General features: G+C 67.4%; 15 protein-coding genes. 10 read left to right on the top strand and 5 right to left on the bottom strand.

The features are described from left to right. Nucleotides 1–74 precede the first annotated feature (74 nt). Nucleotides 75–533, top strand: coding sequence for a c-type cytochrome (locus tag ABNX41_RS15500; protein ID WP_438670636.1), 459 nt, complete (start codon nt 75–77; stop codon nt 531–533). Between the two features lie 102 nt (nt 534–635). Here ABNX41_RS15500 and ABNX41_RS15495 read toward each other — a convergent pair whose 3' ends face one another. Beyond that, entirely contained in the window at nt 636–929 is a 294-nt protein-coding gene (locus ABNX41_RS15495; RefSeq protein ID WP_438670635.1) for an I78 family peptidase inhibitor, read from the bottom strand. Nucleotides 930–1107: 178 nt separating this feature from the next. Between ABNX41_RS15495 and ABNX41_RS15490 the strand changes: the two genes are divergently transcribed. Then, nucleotides 1108–2238 carry an S-(hydroxymethyl)glutathione dehydrogenase/class III alcohol dehydrogenase gene (locus ABNX41_RS15490; RefSeq protein ID WP_438670634.1) on the top strand — a complete coding sequence of 377 codons (1131 nt, stop codon included), beginning with the start codon at nt 1108–1110 and terminating at the stop codon, nt 2236–2238. 162 nt (nt 2239–2400) lie between these two features. On the opposite strand, the gene ABNX41_RS15485 is transcribed toward ABNX41_RS15490, so the two are convergent. Then, complete coding sequence (locus ABNX41_RS15485; RefSeq protein ID WP_438670633.1) at nt 2401–3984, bottom strand: ABC-F family ATP-binding cassette domain-containing protein; 1584 nt, start codon at nt 3982–3984, stop codon at nt 2401–2403. Nucleotides 3985–4499: 515 nt separating this feature from the next. Here ABNX41_RS15485 and ABNX41_RS15480 point away from each other — a divergent pair. From ABNX41_RS15480 to ABNX41_RS15445, 8 genes are all read left to right on the top strand, one after another. Beyond that, nucleotides 4500–5276, top strand: a complete 777-nt coding sequence (locus ABNX41_RS15480; RefSeq protein WP_438670632.1) for an NYN domain-containing protein — start codon at nt 4500–4502, stop codon at nt 5274–5276. Nucleotides 5277–5547: 271 nt separating this feature from the next. Beyond that, the gene (locus tag ABNX41_RS15475; protein WP_438670631.1) at nt 5548–6669 is read left to right on the top strand and encodes a sulfate/molybdate ABC transporter ATP-binding protein; all 1122 of its coding nucleotides are present in this window, start codon (nt 5548–5550) and stop codon (nt 6667–6669) included. Beyond that, nucleotides 6666–7658 (top strand): thiosulfate ABC transporter substrate-binding protein CysP, encoded by a 993-nt coding sequence (cysP, locus tag ABNX41_RS15470; protein ID WP_438670630.1) that lies wholly within the window; start codon nt 6666–6668, stop codon nt 7656–7658. Before ABNX41_RS15475 ends, cysP begins: the two co-directional genes overlap by 4 nt. Further along, entirely contained in the window at nt 7655–8512 is an 858-nt protein-coding gene (cysT, locus tag ABNX41_RS15465) for a sulfate ABC transporter permease subunit CysT (protein WP_438670629.1), read from the top strand. Before cysP ends, cysT begins: the two co-directional genes overlap by 4 nt. After that, the gene (cysW, locus tag ABNX41_RS15460; RefSeq protein ID WP_438670628.1) at nt 8509–9348 is read left to right on the top strand and encodes a sulfate ABC transporter permease subunit CysW; all 840 of its coding nucleotides are present in this window, start codon (nt 8509–8511) and stop codon (nt 9346–9348) included. Before cysT ends, cysW begins: the two co-directional genes overlap by 4 nt. Before the next feature lie 180 nt (nt 9349–9528). Beyond that, nucleotides 9529–10446, top strand: coding sequence for a sulfurtransferase (locus ABNX41_RS15455; RefSeq protein ID WP_438670627.1), 918 nt, complete (start codon nt 9529–9531; stop codon nt 10444–10446). Nucleotides 10447–10632: 186 nt separating this feature from the next. Next, nucleotides 10633–11739 carry a YeeE/YedE family protein gene (locus ABNX41_RS15450; RefSeq protein ID WP_438670626.1) on the top strand — a complete coding sequence of 369 codons (1107 nt, stop codon included), beginning with the start codon at nt 10633–10635 and terminating at the stop codon, nt 11737–11739. Nucleotides 11740–11911: 172 nt separating this feature from the next. Beyond that, nucleotides 11912–12949: an LLM class flavin-dependent oxidoreductase gene (locus tag ABNX41_RS15445; RefSeq protein ID WP_438670625.1), complete on the top strand. Its 1038-nt coding sequence runs from the start codon at nt 11912–11914 to the stop codon at nt 12947–12949. Between the two features lie 4 nt (nt 12950–12953). On the opposite strand, the gene ABNX41_RS15440 is transcribed toward ABNX41_RS15445, so the two are convergent. The 3 genes from ABNX41_RS15440 to ABNX41_RS15430 are packed head-to-tail and all read right to left on the bottom strand — an operon-like array spanning nt 12954 to nt 15083. Beyond that, complete coding sequence (locus ABNX41_RS15440) at nt 12954–13616, bottom strand: class I SAM-dependent methyltransferase (protein WP_438670624.1); 663 nt, start codon at nt 13614–13616, stop codon at nt 12954–12956. Continuing rightward, nucleotides 13613–14860, bottom strand: coding sequence for a peptidase T (gene pepT, locus ABNX41_RS15435; RefSeq protein ID WP_438670623.1), 1248 nt, complete (start codon nt 14858–14860; stop codon nt 13613–13615). Before pepT ends, ABNX41_RS15440 begins: the two co-directional genes overlap by 4 nt. A gap of 40 nt (nt 14861–14900) precedes the next feature. Next, nucleotides 14901–15083, bottom strand: a complete 183-nt coding sequence (locus ABNX41_RS15430; RefSeq protein ID WP_438670622.1) for a hypothetical protein — start codon at nt 15081–15083, stop codon at nt 14901–14903. Nucleotides 15084–15182 lie beyond the last annotated feature (99 nt).

Below are 15182 nucleotides of genomic sequence, written 5' to 3'. Positions count from 1 at the left end.
CGCATGGTCGGCTGTTCGCATGCCGAAGCATGTGGTTAGACTTGCTTCAATTCGTCCAGCATTCGGAGCCAGACATGAAGATCGCCCTTATCGCCGCTTTCGGCCTCAGCCTTGCCGCCGGGCTGGCCCCCGGATTTGCCCCCGCGCCCGCCCGCGCCAATGACGCGCCGACCGTGCCCGAGGCCGTCGCCCGCGCCGAGGTGATGAAAACGATCGGCGCGCAGGTGAAGGTTCTGGGCGACATGGCGGGCGGACGCACCGATTTCGACGCCGGTGCCGCGACCCAGGCGCAGACCGCGCTGGTCGAGGCCGCCGCCAGCCTCGGCACGGTGTTCGAGACCGAGGGCGCCGCCGACCCGGCCTCGGAATCCGCGGCCGTGATCTGGACCGATTGGGAGGGCTTCATGGCCGAGGCCGACAAGCTGCTGGCGGCGGCCGAAGGCCTCGACCCCGCCTCGCTCGATGGCGTCAAGGCGGGCATGTCCGCCGTGGGGGGCACCTGCCGCGCCTGCCATTCGGTCTATCGCGAGTGAGGGCGCCGCCCGAGGGGGCGCCGTTTTCCGCACCGCCCGCAGGTGAAAGAGGCCCGGCCCGGATCCTTCCGGCCGGGCCTTTGCCGCTCGCGGGGGGGCGGATCAGCTACAGGTGATCCGCTCGATCCTGCCGCCCTCGTCGATCCAGAAGTTCAGCCGCTCGGCGCGGTAATCCATCGTCACCGCCATGCCCGGTTCGATCACCCGGACGGGCCCTTGCAACTGCAGCCCGGCGATGCGGCCGCGATCCTCGCCCACCAGGGCCTGAAGCGGGGCCGCGCCGCAGGTGTCGGGTGCCGCCGGGTCCGAGGGGGTGCAGGCCGCAAGCGTCCCCCCCGACATGACCCCGATCATGATACGGGCAAGCCCTGCGGCGCCCCTTTGCGTGAAAGGCATGCCATCCTCCGCCTTGCCGTTGTCTTCTGCCGTGCCGGATGATCGCCCATTCCCGCTTTCGGGTCCAGCGGCCCGGCATCGGATCGGCGGGGAATGGCGCCGCCGCGTTTGCATTCCGGCTTCGGCTGTCGCATGACTGACCCAGCATCTGTGACCGTCAAAGGGAGGGACCCATCCAATGCGCACCCGTGCCGCCGTTGCCGTAGCCCCGGGCAAGCCGCTCGAAATCATGGAGGTGAACCTCGAAGGCCCGAAACGGGGCGAGGTTCTGGTCGAGATCAAGGCGACCGGCATCTGCCACACCGACGAATTCACCCTGTCGGGCGCGGATCCTGAAGGCATCTTCCCCGCGATCCTGGGCCATGAGGGCGCGGGCGTGGTGGTCGAGGTGGGCGAGGGCGTCACCTCGCTGAAACCCGGCGATCACGTCATCCCGCTCTATACCCCGGAATGTCGCGAATGTCCGTCCTGCCTGTCGCGCAAGACCAACCTCTGCACCGCGATCCGCGGGACGCAAGGCCAGGGGCTGATGCCGGACGGCACCACGCGGTTCTCGATGCTGGATGGCACGCCGATCTACCACTACATGGGCTGCTCGACCTTCGCCAACCACACCGTCCTGCCCGAGATCGCGCTGGCCAAGGTCGACCCCGAGGCGCCTTTCGACAAGATCTGCTGTATCGGCTGCGGCGTCACCACTGGCATCGGCGCGGTTCTGAACACCGCGCAGGTCGAGATCGGCGCGAAGGCGGTGGTCTTCGGCCTGGGCGGCATCGGGCTGAACGTCATCCAGGGCCTGAAGATGGCGGGCGCCGACATGATCATCGGCGTCGATCTGAACAACGACAAGAAGGAATGGGGCGAGAAATTCGGCATGACCCATTTCGTCAACCCCAGGGAGATCGAGGGCCCGGTCGTCAATCATATCGTCGAGCTGACCAAGACCCCCTTCGACCGGATCGGCGGGGCGGATTACAGCTTCGACTGCACCGGCAACGTCAAGGTGATGCGCGATGCGCTGGAATGCACCCATCGCGGCTGGGGCGTCTCGGTGGTGATCGGGGTGGCGCCCGCGGGGGCCGAGATCCAGACCCGCCCCTTCCAGCTTGTCACCGGGCGGGTGTGGAAGGGCACGGCCTTCGGCGGCGCGCGCGGGCGCACCGATGTTCCGAAGATCGTCGACTGGTATATGGATGGCAAGATCGAGATCGATTCGATGATCACCCACAAGCTGAGCCTTGAGGAGATCAACAAGGGGTTCGAGCTGATGCACGAGGGCAAGTCGATTCGCGCCGTCGTCGTCTACTGAGCGTGCGGCGGGGGGCCGGTGAGGCCCTCCGCCACCCTTGGCGGGCGCGCATTGCGCGCGTGCCGACAGTATGTCGAGTTATACGCCCCGAGGGTGGTGAGCACTCCTTGTCCGACCATCAAACCAGGGCTGACCCACTGTCGACCAAGCGGGACAAAGCGGTCATTCCCCAAGATGAACGGTTCTGTCCGGCGCGAGCGATCTGAGGAATGCCGTGTCGTGGCTGATCACTATTACCGCACCATCATAGGCAGCCAGCGCGGCCTCTAAGGCGGTTATCCCGTCCAGATCGAGGTGATTGGTCGGCTCGTCCAAGATCAGCAACATCGGCGGCGGCAGGGAGCCAAGGGCGCAGGCCAGACCGGCGCGCAGGCGCTCGCCCCCGCTCAATTCGCCCGCGTAGCGCAAGGCATCCGCAGCACGGAACCCGAACCGGGCCAGCGCGGCATGGGCCTTATGGATATCGGCCACGGGATTCAGGTGCAGGAAGTTATCGCGAAGGGTGCGGGCGGGGGCGAGCAGCCCGACATGTTGATCCAGCAGCGCGAACGGCACCATCACCTCCACCTGCCCGGATCGCGGCATGATCTGCCCGCGGATCATCTTCAAAAGCGTGGTCTTGCCGCTGCCGTTCGGCCCGGCAATGACGATACGTTCGGGGCCGGTGATTGTCAGCGACAGATCGCGGATGACGGGGTGGGCGGGATCATATCCGCCCGTCACCCCATCCAGTCGCAGCACGCTCCTGCCGGGGGCAAGGCCAGTCGGGGGAATCTCCATGCGCAGCGGTTGCAGGATTTCGATCTTCTCGCGTGCCGCGGACATCGCCTCGTCCGCCGCCGAGCGCCGGGCCTCATGCAAGCGCACACCTGCACCGCCCGAGGCTTCCGCGCGGCCCTTGGCCGCGTCCATCAGGATTTTCGGCTGATCGCCCTTCGCCCGCGCCCGGTGCCCGGCACTGTCCTTGCGCGCTTTGCGCTCGCTCGCCTGCTGCGCACGACGCGCAACATCTGAAAGGGCTTTTTCCGCATGGGCAAGATGGCGGGCCGCAGCATCGAGTTCCATATCCTTGCGCTGCCGGAAGGCGCTGTAATTCCCGCCATAACGGGTCGCGCCAAGCGAGGTCAGCTCAACAATGGCATCCATTTCTTCCAGAAGTTCCCGATCATGGCTGACGATGATCGCGCCGCCTGACCAACCCCGGAGGAGGTCAATCACCGCCCTGCGCCCCTCACGGTCGAGATTGTTCGTCGGTTCGTCCAGCAGCAGGAAATCCGGCTCTGCCAGGATCACGGCGGCAAGGGCGGCACGGCTGCGCTGTCCCCCGGAGAGCGTCGCCAGCGGCGTATGCGGTTCGGCGGATAAGCCGCAGCGCAAAAGCGCGGCCTCAATCCGTGCAGGCAAGGTCCAGTCGGCATCGGCCAGTTCATCGACTTGCGCCAACCCTGCCTCGGCCCGGCCCAGCACATCGAGCGCGGGCCGCACGCCGAACAGGTCTGCGATGGTGTCGTCTGGATGCTCGATCACATCCTGTCGCATCATGGCGATGGTGCCAGATATCTGCATCTGACCTGAAGCCGGATGCAGATCACCGGAAATCAGGCGCAGAAGCGTGCTCTTGCCGGAGCCATTGCGTCCGACGACGCCGGTCCGTTCAGGACCGAAGACCAGATTGAGGTCCGTGAAAAGCGGTGTGCCGTCTGGCGCGGACCAATAGATGCTGGACAGGGAAACGGATACAGGCATGGGGCAGAATTTCTCGCAGCGAAACCGAAGGGGTGAGGGCGGCGAGGTTCATGTCCATGTTTATGGTATCTCCATTGGCAGGATTTCTTGCAAGTAGTGCTCGTTTGGCAGCTTTGCAAGCCGGAGCCAACGGCAGTAATGGGCTCTTTACGTTGTTTTTGCGTCGATTCTTTACGTCGTTTTTGCGTCGATGAAGTGAGGCGCCGGTCGGGTCGGAAACCTGGCGGAAGGCCGGAATTATCGGACAGACGACAGCCGTTCAGGAACGTTGGCGGGTCGGAGACGGCTTGCATCGGTCTATTCCAGGCACACTTCGGGCGGGGCTGTGGCGCGGCACCCTCACCGGAGCGGGTTTCCGGGTGCGATCGCAGGTCGGAGCGATCCCCATCTCCTGACGAACGCGCGGTCCACGGGGTGCCGCGTCGTCGGGTCTCCGGTCCGGCCGTCGGCAGGTTTGGCGGCGCGGGGGCGGGAGGGGGCTTCCCGCCGCCCTCGCGATGGCGCATGATCGGGGGATGACAAACGAACGCTCTCCCCGCCTTTGCGTCCTTATCGACGCCGACAATGTTCCCGCAGGCTACGCCGATGCGATCTTCGACGAGATCGCCTCGCTTGGCGAAGCCTCGGTCCGCCGGATCTACGGCGATTGGTCGGCGGTGCGCCTCAACGCCTGGGCGCGCAAGGTCGCGGCGCTCGGCCTGGTGGCCGACCAGCAATTCGCCAATACCAAGGGCAAGAACGCCTCCGACATCGGCCTTGTGATCGCGGCGATGGATTTCCTGCATTCGGGCCTGTTCGACGGGTTCGTGCTGGTCTCCTCCGACAGCGATTTCACCCGCCTGGCGGCGCGGATCCGCGAACAGGGGCTCGATGTCTACGGCATCGGCGAAAAGAAGACGCCCGAGGCCTTCCGCATGGCCTGCAAACGCTTCATCTATGTCGAGAACCTGGGCGAGGCCGAGCCCGAGGGTGCGCGCGAGGCCGCGGGTTCCGGCGGCCTGGCCCGGCCCGGCGGCCCGGCGCGGGCGCCGGGAGAGGGGGGCGGCGGCTCGGCGGGCGACAAGGAACCCCCGGTCCGCGCCACCCCCCTGATCGCGGCGGCGATGCGGGCCATCGACCCCGAGGGCGAATGGTATTCGCTGGGCCAGATCGGCCAGTTCATCACCCAGGCCAGCCCCGATTTCGACACCCGGACCTATGGCGCGGCGAAGCTCTCCGACCTGATCCGCAAACTGCCGCGTTTCGAGGTCCGGCAAGAGGGCAACCAGTTGATGGTGCGCGACAAGGCCTGATCCGCCCTCCGGGCTGCGGGCCTGATCCGTCCTTCAGGCGGTGGGGGCCTGATCCGCCCCATACGCGGCGGGGCCTTGGCCCCGGGGCGGCAGGCCCGCGACTTGCGCCGATTCCCGCCGCCCGATGGATGCGCGGGAAAACGCCGCGCGAAAATCCGGCGCATCCGTAGAATATTATTCTACCGAACAGGCAAAAATCGCCCGCTCCCTTTCCTTGAACCCAAGGCCTTGCCCCAATTAGGGTGCGGGACCCGAGAGCCGGATGCCGCCCATGACGATGACGATTGCCAATCTTACCCGCCGCTTTGGCCAGACCGAGGTGCTGCGCGGTATCGACCTTGAGGTCGGCAAGGGCGAGCTGGTTGCGCTTCTGGGCCCGTCGGGCTCGGGCAAGACCACGCTTCTCAAGATCATCGCGGGGCTCGACTGGCCCGATGCCGGCAGCCTGACCATCGAGGGCGAGAACTGGCTGGCGCGCAAGGCGCAGGACCGTCAGACCGGCTTCGTCTTCCAGCATTACGCCCTTTTTCCGCATATGAAGGTGCGCGACAATATCGCCTTCGGGCTGACGGTGCGGCCCTCGGCCAGCCGCCCGCCGCCCAGGGCGATCGCCGCCCGGGTCGAGGAACTGCTGCATTTCCTTCAGATCACCCCCCTGGCCGACCGTTACCCGGCCGAGCTTTCGGGCGGCCAGCGCCAGCGCGTGGCGCTTGGCCGTGCCCTGGCCATCGAGCCGAAGGTGCTGCTTCTGGACGAGCCTTTCGGCGCGCTGGACGCCCAGGTGCGGCGCGACCTGCGGCGCTGGCTGCGCAATGTGCATGACGCGGCGGGGACCACGACCGTCTTCGTCACCCATGACCAGGAGGAGGCCTTCGAACTGGCCGACCGCGTCGTGGTCATGGGCGCGGGCCGGATCGAGCAGATCGGCCGCCCCGACGACATCTACGACCATCCGGCGACGCCTTTCGTCGCGCGCTTCCTGGGGCTGACGGTAGAGATTCCCGTCACCTTGCGGGCGGGCCGCGCCGAGGCGCCGGGGCTCGACGCTTCGTCATTGCCGTGCCGCGCGATGGCGGATGGCCCGGCGGTCCTGTTCCTGCGCCCGGCCGATATCACGCCGATCCCCGATCCCGAAGGCGCCTTCCGCGTCGTCGAGGTTTCGACCACCGGCGCGCTGACCCGGCTGCGGCTGGAAGGCCCGTCGGACTGTATCGCCGAGGCCGAGGTTCCCCGGCGCGCGGGCCAGAGCTTCGCCCTTGGCCAGACCCTTCGCCTCAGGCCCGAAGCGGGCCAGATCTTTCCGTTCCAGAATGCCCCGGGCGGCGCGCATCCCGCGCCCGAGCGCCGGGATCCCCCTCCGCCTCTTTCCACGATCAAGGAGTCCCTCTCGTGAAAACCCGCATTCTGGCCGCCGCCCTCGCGCTCGGCCTGACCACTCCCGCCGTCGCGCAGGACAAGCTGCTCAACGTCTCCTACGATATCGCCCGGGAATTGTTCGAGGCGATCAACCCCGTCTTCGCCGAGAAGTGGAAGGCCGAGACCGGGCGCGACCTGACCATCGACCAGAGCCATGCCGGCTCTTCGGCCCAGGCCCGCGCCATTCTGGAAGGGCTGCCCGCCGATGTGGTGACCTTCAACCAGGTCACCGATATCGACGTGCTGGTGAACGGCGGCCTGGTCGATCCCGACTGGCGCGAGGCCTTCGCCAACGAAGCCTCGCCCTATTATTCGCTGCCCTCGTTCCTGGTGCGCAAGGACAATCCCAAGAACATCCAGGACTGGTCCGATCTGGCCCGCGACGACGTGCAGGTGGTGATCCCCAATCCCAAGACCTCGGGCAATGCGCGCTACAGCTATCTGGCGGCCTATGCCTTCGGGCTGGACGCCAATGGCGGCGACCATGAAAAGGCGCAGGAATTCGTCAAGGCCTTCCTGGGCAACGTCCCGGTCTTCGCCACCGGCGGCCGCGCCGCGACCACGACCTTCGTCGAGCAGGGGATCGGCGACGTGCTGATCACCTTCGAGGCCGAGACCGGCGGCATCGCCGACCAATATGCCGCCGAGGGGCTGGTGCGGGTCACGCCCTCGCTGTCGCTGATCGCGGAATTCCCGGTCGCGGTGGTGACCGAGAACGCCCGCAAGGCGGGCAGCGAAGAGATGGCCAGGGCCTATCTGTCGTTCCTCTACACCGAGGAGGCGCAGCGTATCCTTGCCGATTTCTACTACCGCGTGAACGACGAGACCGTGAAGGCCGAGGTTGCCGACAGTTTCCACGAGCTCAAGCTGGTGACCGTGGGTGAGGTCTTCGGCGGCTGGGCCCAGATCTCGGCCGAGCATTTCGCCGAGGGCGGCATTCTCGACAGCCTGCTCGTCAACCAATGACGGCGATTTCCCCGCCCGCTTCGGTCTTGCGGCCGAAGCGGGTGCTTCCGGGTTTCGGACTGACCATGGGCATGACGCTGACTTACCTCGGTGTCATCGTCCTTTTGCCTGTCATCGCGCTGGTGCTGAAAGGGGCCGAGATCGGACCCGCCCGATTCTGGGCCATCGCCACCGCGCCGCGCACCATCGCCGCCCTGCAACTGACGTTGCTCGCGGGGGCGATGGCGACGGTCTTCAACGTGCTTTACGGGCTGCTGATGGCCTGGGTCCTGGTGCGCTACGACTTTCCGGGCAAGCGGTTGCTGGATGCGCTGATGGACATTCCCTTCGCCCTGCCGACCGCGGTGGCCGGGCTGACGCTGATGGCGCTGTTCTCGGCCAATGGCTGGTATGGCGCGGTGCTGGAGCCTCTGGGCCTGCCGGTGGTCTTCACCATCTGGGGCGTCGCCATCGCCATGGCCTTCACCTCGATCCCCTTCGTGATCCGCACGGTGCAGCCGGTGCTTGAGGATCTGGATCCGCAATACGAGCAGGCCGCGCTGACGCTCGGCGCCAGCCGCTTCACCATCTTCCGCCGCGTGGTGCTGCCGCAGATCACGCCCGCGCTGCTGGTCGGCACCACGCTGTCTTTCGCCCGCTGCCTGGGCGAATTCGGCGCCGTGGTCTTCATCGCCGGTAACCTGCCGATGAAGACCGAGATCGCCTCGCTGCTGGCGGTGATCCGGCTGGAGGAATACGACTACAACGGCGCCGCCGTGATCGCGCTGATCCTGCTGGCCATCGCGCTGGTGTTGCTGGGGGTGTCGAACCTCTTGCAAACCCGGGCGCTGCGCTACAAGGGGAAAGCGGCATGAGCGCGCAGGCCATGGCCGCCCCCGGCGCGCTGGCGCCGCGCGAAAGCCGGTTGGTGCCGCGCCTTCTGATCGGGGTTGCGCTGATCCTGACCGCGATCTTCGTCGCGGTGCCGCTGGCTTATATCTTCCACCGGGCCTTCGGCGCCGGGATCGCGGTTTTCGCCGGGAACATCCTGTCGCGCGATTCGCTGCACGCGGTCTGGCTGACGGTGCTGGTCGCGGTGATCGTGGTGCCACTGAACATCGCCTTCGGCATCTGCGCCGCCTGGGCCATCGCGCGGTTCCGCTTTCCGGGGCGCAAGCTGCTTCTGACCCTGATCGAGATCCCCTTCTCGATCTCGCCCATCATCGCGGGGATCTGCTATCTGCTGCTTTACGGGCGCCAGGGGCTTCTGGGCCCGTTTCTGCGCGAGCATGACATCCAGATCCTGTTCGCCCTGCCGGGGATCGTGCTGGTGACCATGTTCGTCACCTCGCCCTTCGTGCTGCGCGAGGTGCTGCCGCTGATGCAGGCCCAGGGCAGCGATCAAGAAGAGGCCGCCGTCACCTTGGGCGCCAGCGGCTGGCAGGTGTTCCGCCGCGTGACCCTGCCGAACATCCGCTGGGCGCTGCTTTACGGCGCCATCCTCTGCGCGGCGCGCGCCGTGGGCGAGTTCGGCGGCGTCTCGGTCGTGTCGGGCTCGATCCGGGGGCAGACCAACACGCTGCCCCTGCAGGTGGAGCTTTTGTTCAACGATCTGAACATCGCGGGCGCTTTCGCGGCTGCCTCGACATTGACCCTGATCGCGCTGGTGGCGCTTGTTCTGAAGGCATTGATGGAATCGCGACGGGGCTGAGGCACCCGTCGCGAGGCCGATTTTCTCTTGTCGGGGAACATTTGTCTTCGATGCTGCTGGACGTGCGAAAAATATACTCTCCGGCAGCCGGAAAATCGACCTGACCTTTCCCTTGAGAATGCCGCCCCGGCCGGTATCTTGACCAAGTAAGTCGAGATTTCATCAACCGGAGGACCTTCAATGACCCTCAGCTTCAGAACCCTTGCCGCCGCCGTGGGCATGTCCGTTCTTGCCTTCGCCGCCGCCGCCCAGGAAGGCCCGCTCGTCACCACCGAATGGCTTGAGGCCAATCTCGACAACCCCTCGGTGCGGTTGATCGAAGTCTCGGTCAACCCCGGCGTCTATGAGCGCGGCCATATCCCCGGCGCGACCAATTTCGTCTGGCACACCGATCTGGTCGATCCGGTCCGCCGCGACATCGCCAGCCGCGAACAGCTTGAAGGGCTGCTGCGCCAGGCCGGGGTGAGCGACGATTCGACCGTCATCCTCTATGGCGACACCAACAACTGGTTCGCGGCCTGGGGCGCCTGGGTGCTCGACGTCTATGGGGTCGAGAACGTCAAGCTGCTCGACGGTGGCCGCAAGCTGTGGGAGGCCGAGGGCCGCCAGCTTTCCACCTCGCCCCTGGCGCTGGCTGCGGGCAACATCACCCTGAACGAGGCCGATCCGGCCCTGCGCGCCTTCATCGGCGATGTGGTCGAGGCTTCGAGCAGCGGCGCCACCGCCATCGTGGACATCCGTTCGGCCGACGAATTCTCGGGCAAGATCATCGCGCCCGAAGGCTTCAAGGAAACCGCGATCCGCGCGGGCCATGTGGCCGGCGCGGTCAACGTGCCCTGGGGGCAGGCCGTACAGGAAGACGGCCGCTTCAAATCGGCTGAAGAGCTGAAGGCGGTCTATGCCGCGGTCGGTATCGACGGCTCCAAGCCGATCATCACCTATTGCCGCATCGGCGAGCGTTCCTCGCACACCTGGTTCGCGCTTTCGAAGATCCTCGGCTATGAGGTGAAGAACTACGACGGGTCCTGGACCGAATACGGCAATGCCGTGGGCGTTCCGGTGACCAACCTGGCCGGCACGATCTGGGACGGCCAGTAAGCCCGGGTTCCGGCCCGCATCGCCGGGCCGGTTACCCCGCGTCCCCCGGGACGCATCTCCCTGTTGGACTTGCCGACCCGGGTTGCTTGGGTCGGCCTTTTCATATCCCGCGTTTCGGGGTTGAAACCGCGCCTGTGGCGGGGTTCCATCGCCCCGGCGAAACATTTCGAACAGCCGGAACCCTCGATGCCCCCGACCGTTGCCCCGACCCCCTCGATCTCGCGCCCCGCCGTGGCGGCCTTCGCCCTTGTCGCGCTGGCGCTGATCCCTTTCTTGCTGCCCGGGCGCGATGCGCTTGGCCGGTCGCTGCCGGTCTCGTTCGGGCTGGGCGCGGCCTTCGGTCTGGTGCTGCAACGCGCGCGGTTCTGCTTCTGGTGCATCTTCCGCGACTGGTTCGCCGAGCGCGACCCGAGGGGGCTTCTGGGCATCCTGGTGGCGCTGGCGGTCGGCGCCATCGGCTATGCCCTGGTCTTCGGTGCCTGGGTGCCGAACCCCGGCGTGGGCCGCCTGCCGCCCGATGCCCATGTCGGGCCGGTTTCGATCACGCTTGCGGTGGGGGCGCTGGTCTTCGGACTGGGGATGGCGATTTCCGGCTCTTGCGTCTCGGCGCATTTCTATCGGCTGGGCGAGGGCGCCTTCGGTTCGATCATCGCGCTGGCGGGGGCGTTTTGCGGCTTCATCCTGGGCTTCCTGTCCTGGAACACGCTGTATCTGGCCGATCTTTACCGCGCGCCGGTGATCTGGCTGCCGGGCTGGCTGGGCCATGGCGGATCGCTGGCGCTGACGCTGGGCGTGCTGTCGCTGCTGGCGCTTTTGCTCTTGCGTCGGCCGCTGCCGGATGCGCCGGTGGCCCTGACCGGGCTTGAGGCCCTGCGCCTGCGCTGGCCTGCGGTTCTGGGCGGCGCGCTGGTGGGCTGGATCGCGGTGCTGGCCTATTTCCGCGTCGCGCCGCTTGGCGTCACGGCCGAGCTCGGCTCGAATGCGCGCACCTTCGCCAATGCGCTCGGCTGGCTGCCCGAGACGCTGCACGGGCTCGATTCCTTCGCGGGCTGCGTGACGGTGGTCAAGGAGACGATCCTGTCGCGCAACGGCGTCTTCGTGATAGCGATGGTGCTGGCCTCGGCCGCCTCGGCCACGCTGGCGGGCGACTGGAAGCCCGAATGGCCGAAGCTGCGCACGCTGCCCCGGCTGTTCCTGGGCGGAGTGATGCTTGGCTGGGGCGCGATGGTGGGGCTTGGCTGCACCGTGGGGGTGCTCTTGTCGGGGATCATGGCGGGCGCGGCCTCGGGCTAGGTCTTCGCGCTGTTTTGCATCCTGGGGGCCTGGGGCGGCTGGCACCTGCGCCGCCGCCTGGGCTTCTGACCTGCGCAACTGACATGGCCTCTCTGCCCGGATGCGCAGTTTCCCGCTGAGATTTCGTGTCTATGTTCATCCGCGAACAGGCGATACCCCAAGGGAGGCGGCCATGGCCCAGCATGTCGAACTCGGCCTCGACAGTTTCGGAGATGTGACGATCGGCGCGGATGGCCGACCCAAGCCGCAGGACCAGGTCCTGCGCGACGTGGTGGAACAGGGGGTGTTTGCCGACAGCCTTGGCATCGACTTCATCGGCCTGGGCGAGCATCACCGCCCCGATTTCGCGATTTCCGCGCCCGAGATCGTGCTGGCCGCCATCGCCGGACAGACGCGCCGCATCAAGCTGGGCACCGCCGTCACGGTGCTTTCGACCGATGATCCGGTGCGGGTGTTCCAGCGGTTCTCGACCCTGAACGCGATTTCCGGCGGGCGGGCCGAGCCGATCCTGGGCCGCGGCTCCTTCACCGAAAGCTATCCGCTGTTCGGCTTCGACACGGCGCAATACGACCAGTTGTTCGAGGAGCGGCTCGATCTCTTCGCCCGCCTGGTGAAGGAGGATCGCGTCACTTGGTCGGGCCAGACCCGCAGCGGGTTGCAGGACCAGCGCGTCTATCCGCCGCTTGGCCCCGAGGGCATGGTGACCTGGGTCGGCGTCGGCGGCAGCCCGGAATCGGTGGTGCGGGTGGTGCGCCACGACCTGCGGCTGATGCTGGCGATCATCGGCGGCGACCCGCGCCGCTTTCTGCCCTATGTCGATCTTTACAAGCGCGCGACCGATCAGCTTGGCCGCGAGCAGCAGCCCATCGGCGTCCATTCCCCAGGCCATGTCGCCGAGACCGACGAGGCGGCGGTCGAACAGCTCTGGCCGCATTATTCCGACATGTTCGGCCGCCTGGGGCGCGAGCGCGGCTGGCCGCCGGTCAACCGGGCCAATTTCATCGACGAGGTCAAGCGAGGCTCGCTCTACGTCGGCAGCCCCGAGACGGTGGCCCGCAAGATCGCGGCGACGGTGAAGGATCTGGGGCTTTCGCGCTTCGACATGAAATATGCCACCGGCCCTATGCCGCATGAGCAGTTGATGGAAGGGCTGCGTCTTTACGGCGAGAAGGTGATCCCGATGGTGCGCGAGATCCTGTCGAAGGGCTGAGGGCTCAGCCTGGTTGCAGCACGGCCAGCCTCTGGCCGCGCGGCAGCCGGGCCGCGCGCCAGGAAATCCGCCAGCCGCCGGCACTTGCATCGGCCTCGACGGCGCCCGCGTCGCGGTGCCAGGGCGGGCGATCCGCATGGGTGACCACGCCATCGGGCTGGCGACAGGCGCCCTCATGGCCCTCTGGCGCAAGGAACACCGTCAGCAGAAGCGTGACCGAAGGGCAGGTCCGGCGCAGGTTCGCCAGCGCCGGGCGCAGCGTTTCGGCGGGCAGATGGGTGAAGACCCCCCAGGCGATGGCGTAATCCATCCCCGAAGGGATGCCGGGAAAGCCGAAGACGGCATCCTCGACCAGTTGCGCGCGCGGCAGCCGTGGCCGGGCCGACAGCGGCAGTTCCGTCTCCCATCCGCGCGCCATCAGCGCGGCCGAGGCATCGGTGCCCCAGTAATGGCCGGGCGCCAGATAGGGCACCGCGGCATGGCCAAGCCGCAGGCAGCCGCAGCCGATGTCCAGGAGGCGGTGGTGGCTGCGCATGCCCTCGTCCAGCAGCGCGCGCATCTGCGCGCCCGCCGTCTCTTCCCATCGGCCGCCGACGATGTCGCGGTGGCGGCCCGAGGCCAGCGCCCGGTCGTAGAACCCGGGGGCGAGATAGGGCGAAAGACTCACCCCCGCGCGGCCCTTGCGCAGATGCCCAGCATCAGATCCACCGCCAGCCCCATATCCTGGACCGAGATCCATTCCCGTGGCCCGTGGATGTCCTGCATCCCGGTGAAAAGATTGGGGCAGGGCACGCCCATCTCGGTCAGGCGCGAGCCGTCGGTGCCGCCCCGGATCGGAACCGAGACGGGCGAGAGCCCGAGGTCGCGGGCGGCCTCGCGCGCAAGCTCGACCGGGGTCATGTCCTTTTCCAGCCAGTAGCGCATGTTGCGGTATTGCGGGGTGATCCGGCAGTCGATCCGCGCGCGCGGCTCGCCCGCCTGAAGGGCGGCGCAGGCGGCGCGCAGGATCTCGCCCTTCCGCGCCAGGCCCTCCAGCTCGAAATCGCGCAGGATCAGCCGGATCTCCATCGTGGCACTGCCGCCGGTCATGTCGGTGGCATGGATGAAGCCTTCGCGCCCCTCGGTCACCTCGGGCTGCATGGTCGCCTGCGGCAGCAGCGCGATCAGCTTCGCGGCAAGGGTGATGGCATTGACCATCTTGCCCTTCGCGGTGCCGGGATGGATCGAGACGCCCTCGATCCGCACCACGGCGCCATCGGCCGAGAAGCTTTCATATTCGATCTCGCCCGGATTGGCGCCATCGAACGTATAGGCGAAATCCACGCCCAGGTCGGCGGGCAGGCGCGGGTCGACACCCCGCCCGATCTCTTCGTCGGGCGTGAAGGCCAGCCGCAGCCTCGGGCGCGGCAGGTCCGAGGCCAGCAGGCGCCGGGCGGCGGCCATGATGACGGCGATCCCGGCCTTGTCGTCGGCACCCAGAAGCGTCGTGCCCGAGGCGGTGATCAGGTCATGCCCGATCCGCGCCGTCAGCGCGGGCGAATCCTTGGGCGACAGCACCAGTCCGGGGGCGTCGGGAAAGCGGATCTCGCCGCCGTCATAGCCCCGGATCACCCGCGGCTTCACCCCGGTCGCATTGAACTGGGGGGTGGTGTCCATATGGGCCAGAAAGCCGATGGCGGGGCCGGGCGCCGTGCCCGGAACCGTCGCCAGCACCGCGCCGTAATCGGTCAGCCGGATGTCTTCGGCGCCGATCTCTGCCAGTTCGTCCAGCAGCAGCCGCGCCATGTCGAGCTGGATCCCGGTCGAGAGCGCGCTGGCGCTGTCGGCATCGCTCTGGCTGTCGATGGCGGCATAGCGGGTCAGCCGCGATTCGAGTTCGGCGTGAAGGGCTGTGCGCTCTGGATCGGCCATTGTCGGCTCCTGGGGATGCGGGCGGCGGGGCGCGGCGGGATCAGGCGTCGCCGCCGGGCGTTGCGGCTTTGCCTGCGACGGCCTTCATCCGCGCCAGCAGGGCGGCCTTGCGGCTTTTCTCATCCTCGCTGCGCCCGGCGGGCGGTTTGCCGGGCGCGCGGGCCCCGGCATGGCGGGGCGTGTTGCGGTCGGGTTTCGGATTGCCGGATTTGGAATAGTCCATGGGGGCCTCGGGCGTTGGGGACGGTCTGGGGATGACGCAAAGGGCGGATCGGGGCAAGGGGGCAAGGGACAACGGAGCAGGGTGGCAGGGGCCGAAACG

Source organism: Pseudogemmobacter sonorensis (assembly GCF_042762395.1).
GTDB classification, from domain to species: Bacteria; Pseudomonadota; Alphaproteobacteria; order Rhodobacterales; family Rhodobacteraceae; genus Pseudogemmobacter; species Pseudogemmobacter sonorensis.
This window is presented reverse-complemented; position numbering and strand designations above follow the sequence as displayed.

Excerpts from the sequence above, each read along its gene's own strand:
- ABNX41_RS15500 (WP_438670636.1), top strand. The coding sequence starts at position 75 with ATGAAGATCGCCCTTATCGCCGCTTTCGGCCTCAGCCTTGCCGCCGGG.
- ABNX41_RS15495 (WP_438670635.1), bottom strand. The coding sequence starts at position 929 with ATGCCTTTCACGCAAAGGGGCGCCGCAGGGCTTGCCCGTATCATGATC.
- ABNX41_RS15490 (WP_438670634.1), top strand. The coding sequence starts at position 1,108 with ATGCGCACCCGTGCCGCCGTTGCCGTAGCCCCGGGCAAGCCGCTCGAA.
- ABNX41_RS15485 (WP_438670633.1), bottom strand. The coding sequence starts at position 3,984 with ATGCCTGTATCCGTTTCCCTGTCCAGCATCTATTGGTCCGCGCCAGAC.
- ABNX41_RS15480 (WP_438670632.1), top strand. The coding sequence starts at position 4,500 with ATGACAAACGAACGCTCTCCCCGCCTTTGCGTCCTTATCGACGCCGAC.
- ABNX41_RS15475 (WP_438670631.1), top strand. The coding sequence starts at position 5,548 with ATGACGATGACGATTGCCAATCTTACCCGCCGCTTTGGCCAGACCGAG.
- cysT (WP_438670629.1), top strand. The coding sequence starts at position 7,655 with ATGACGGCGATTTCCCCGCCCGCTTCGGTCTTGCGGCCGAAGCGGGTG.
- cysW (WP_438670628.1), top strand. The coding sequence starts at position 8,509 with ATGAGCGCGCAGGCCATGGCCGCCCCCGGCGCGCTGGCGCCGCGCGAA.
- ABNX41_RS15455 (WP_438670627.1), top strand. The coding sequence starts at position 9,529 with ATGACCCTCAGCTTCAGAACCCTTGCCGCCGCCGTGGGCATGTCCGTT.
- ABNX41_RS15450 (WP_438670626.1), top strand. The coding sequence starts at position 10,633 with ATGCCCCCGACCGTTGCCCCGACCCCCTCGATCTCGCGCCCCGCCGTG.
- ABNX41_RS15445 (WP_438670625.1), top strand. The coding sequence starts at position 11,912 with ATGGCCCAGCATGTCGAACTCGGCCTCGACAGTTTCGGAGATGTGACG.
- pepT (WP_438670623.1), bottom strand. The coding sequence starts at position 14,860 with ATGGCCGATCCAGAGCGCACAGCCCTTCACGCCGAACTCGAATCGCGG.
- ABNX41_RS15430 (WP_438670622.1), bottom strand. The coding sequence starts at position 15,083 with ATGGACTATTCCAAATCCGGCAATCCGAAACCCGACCGCAACACGCCC.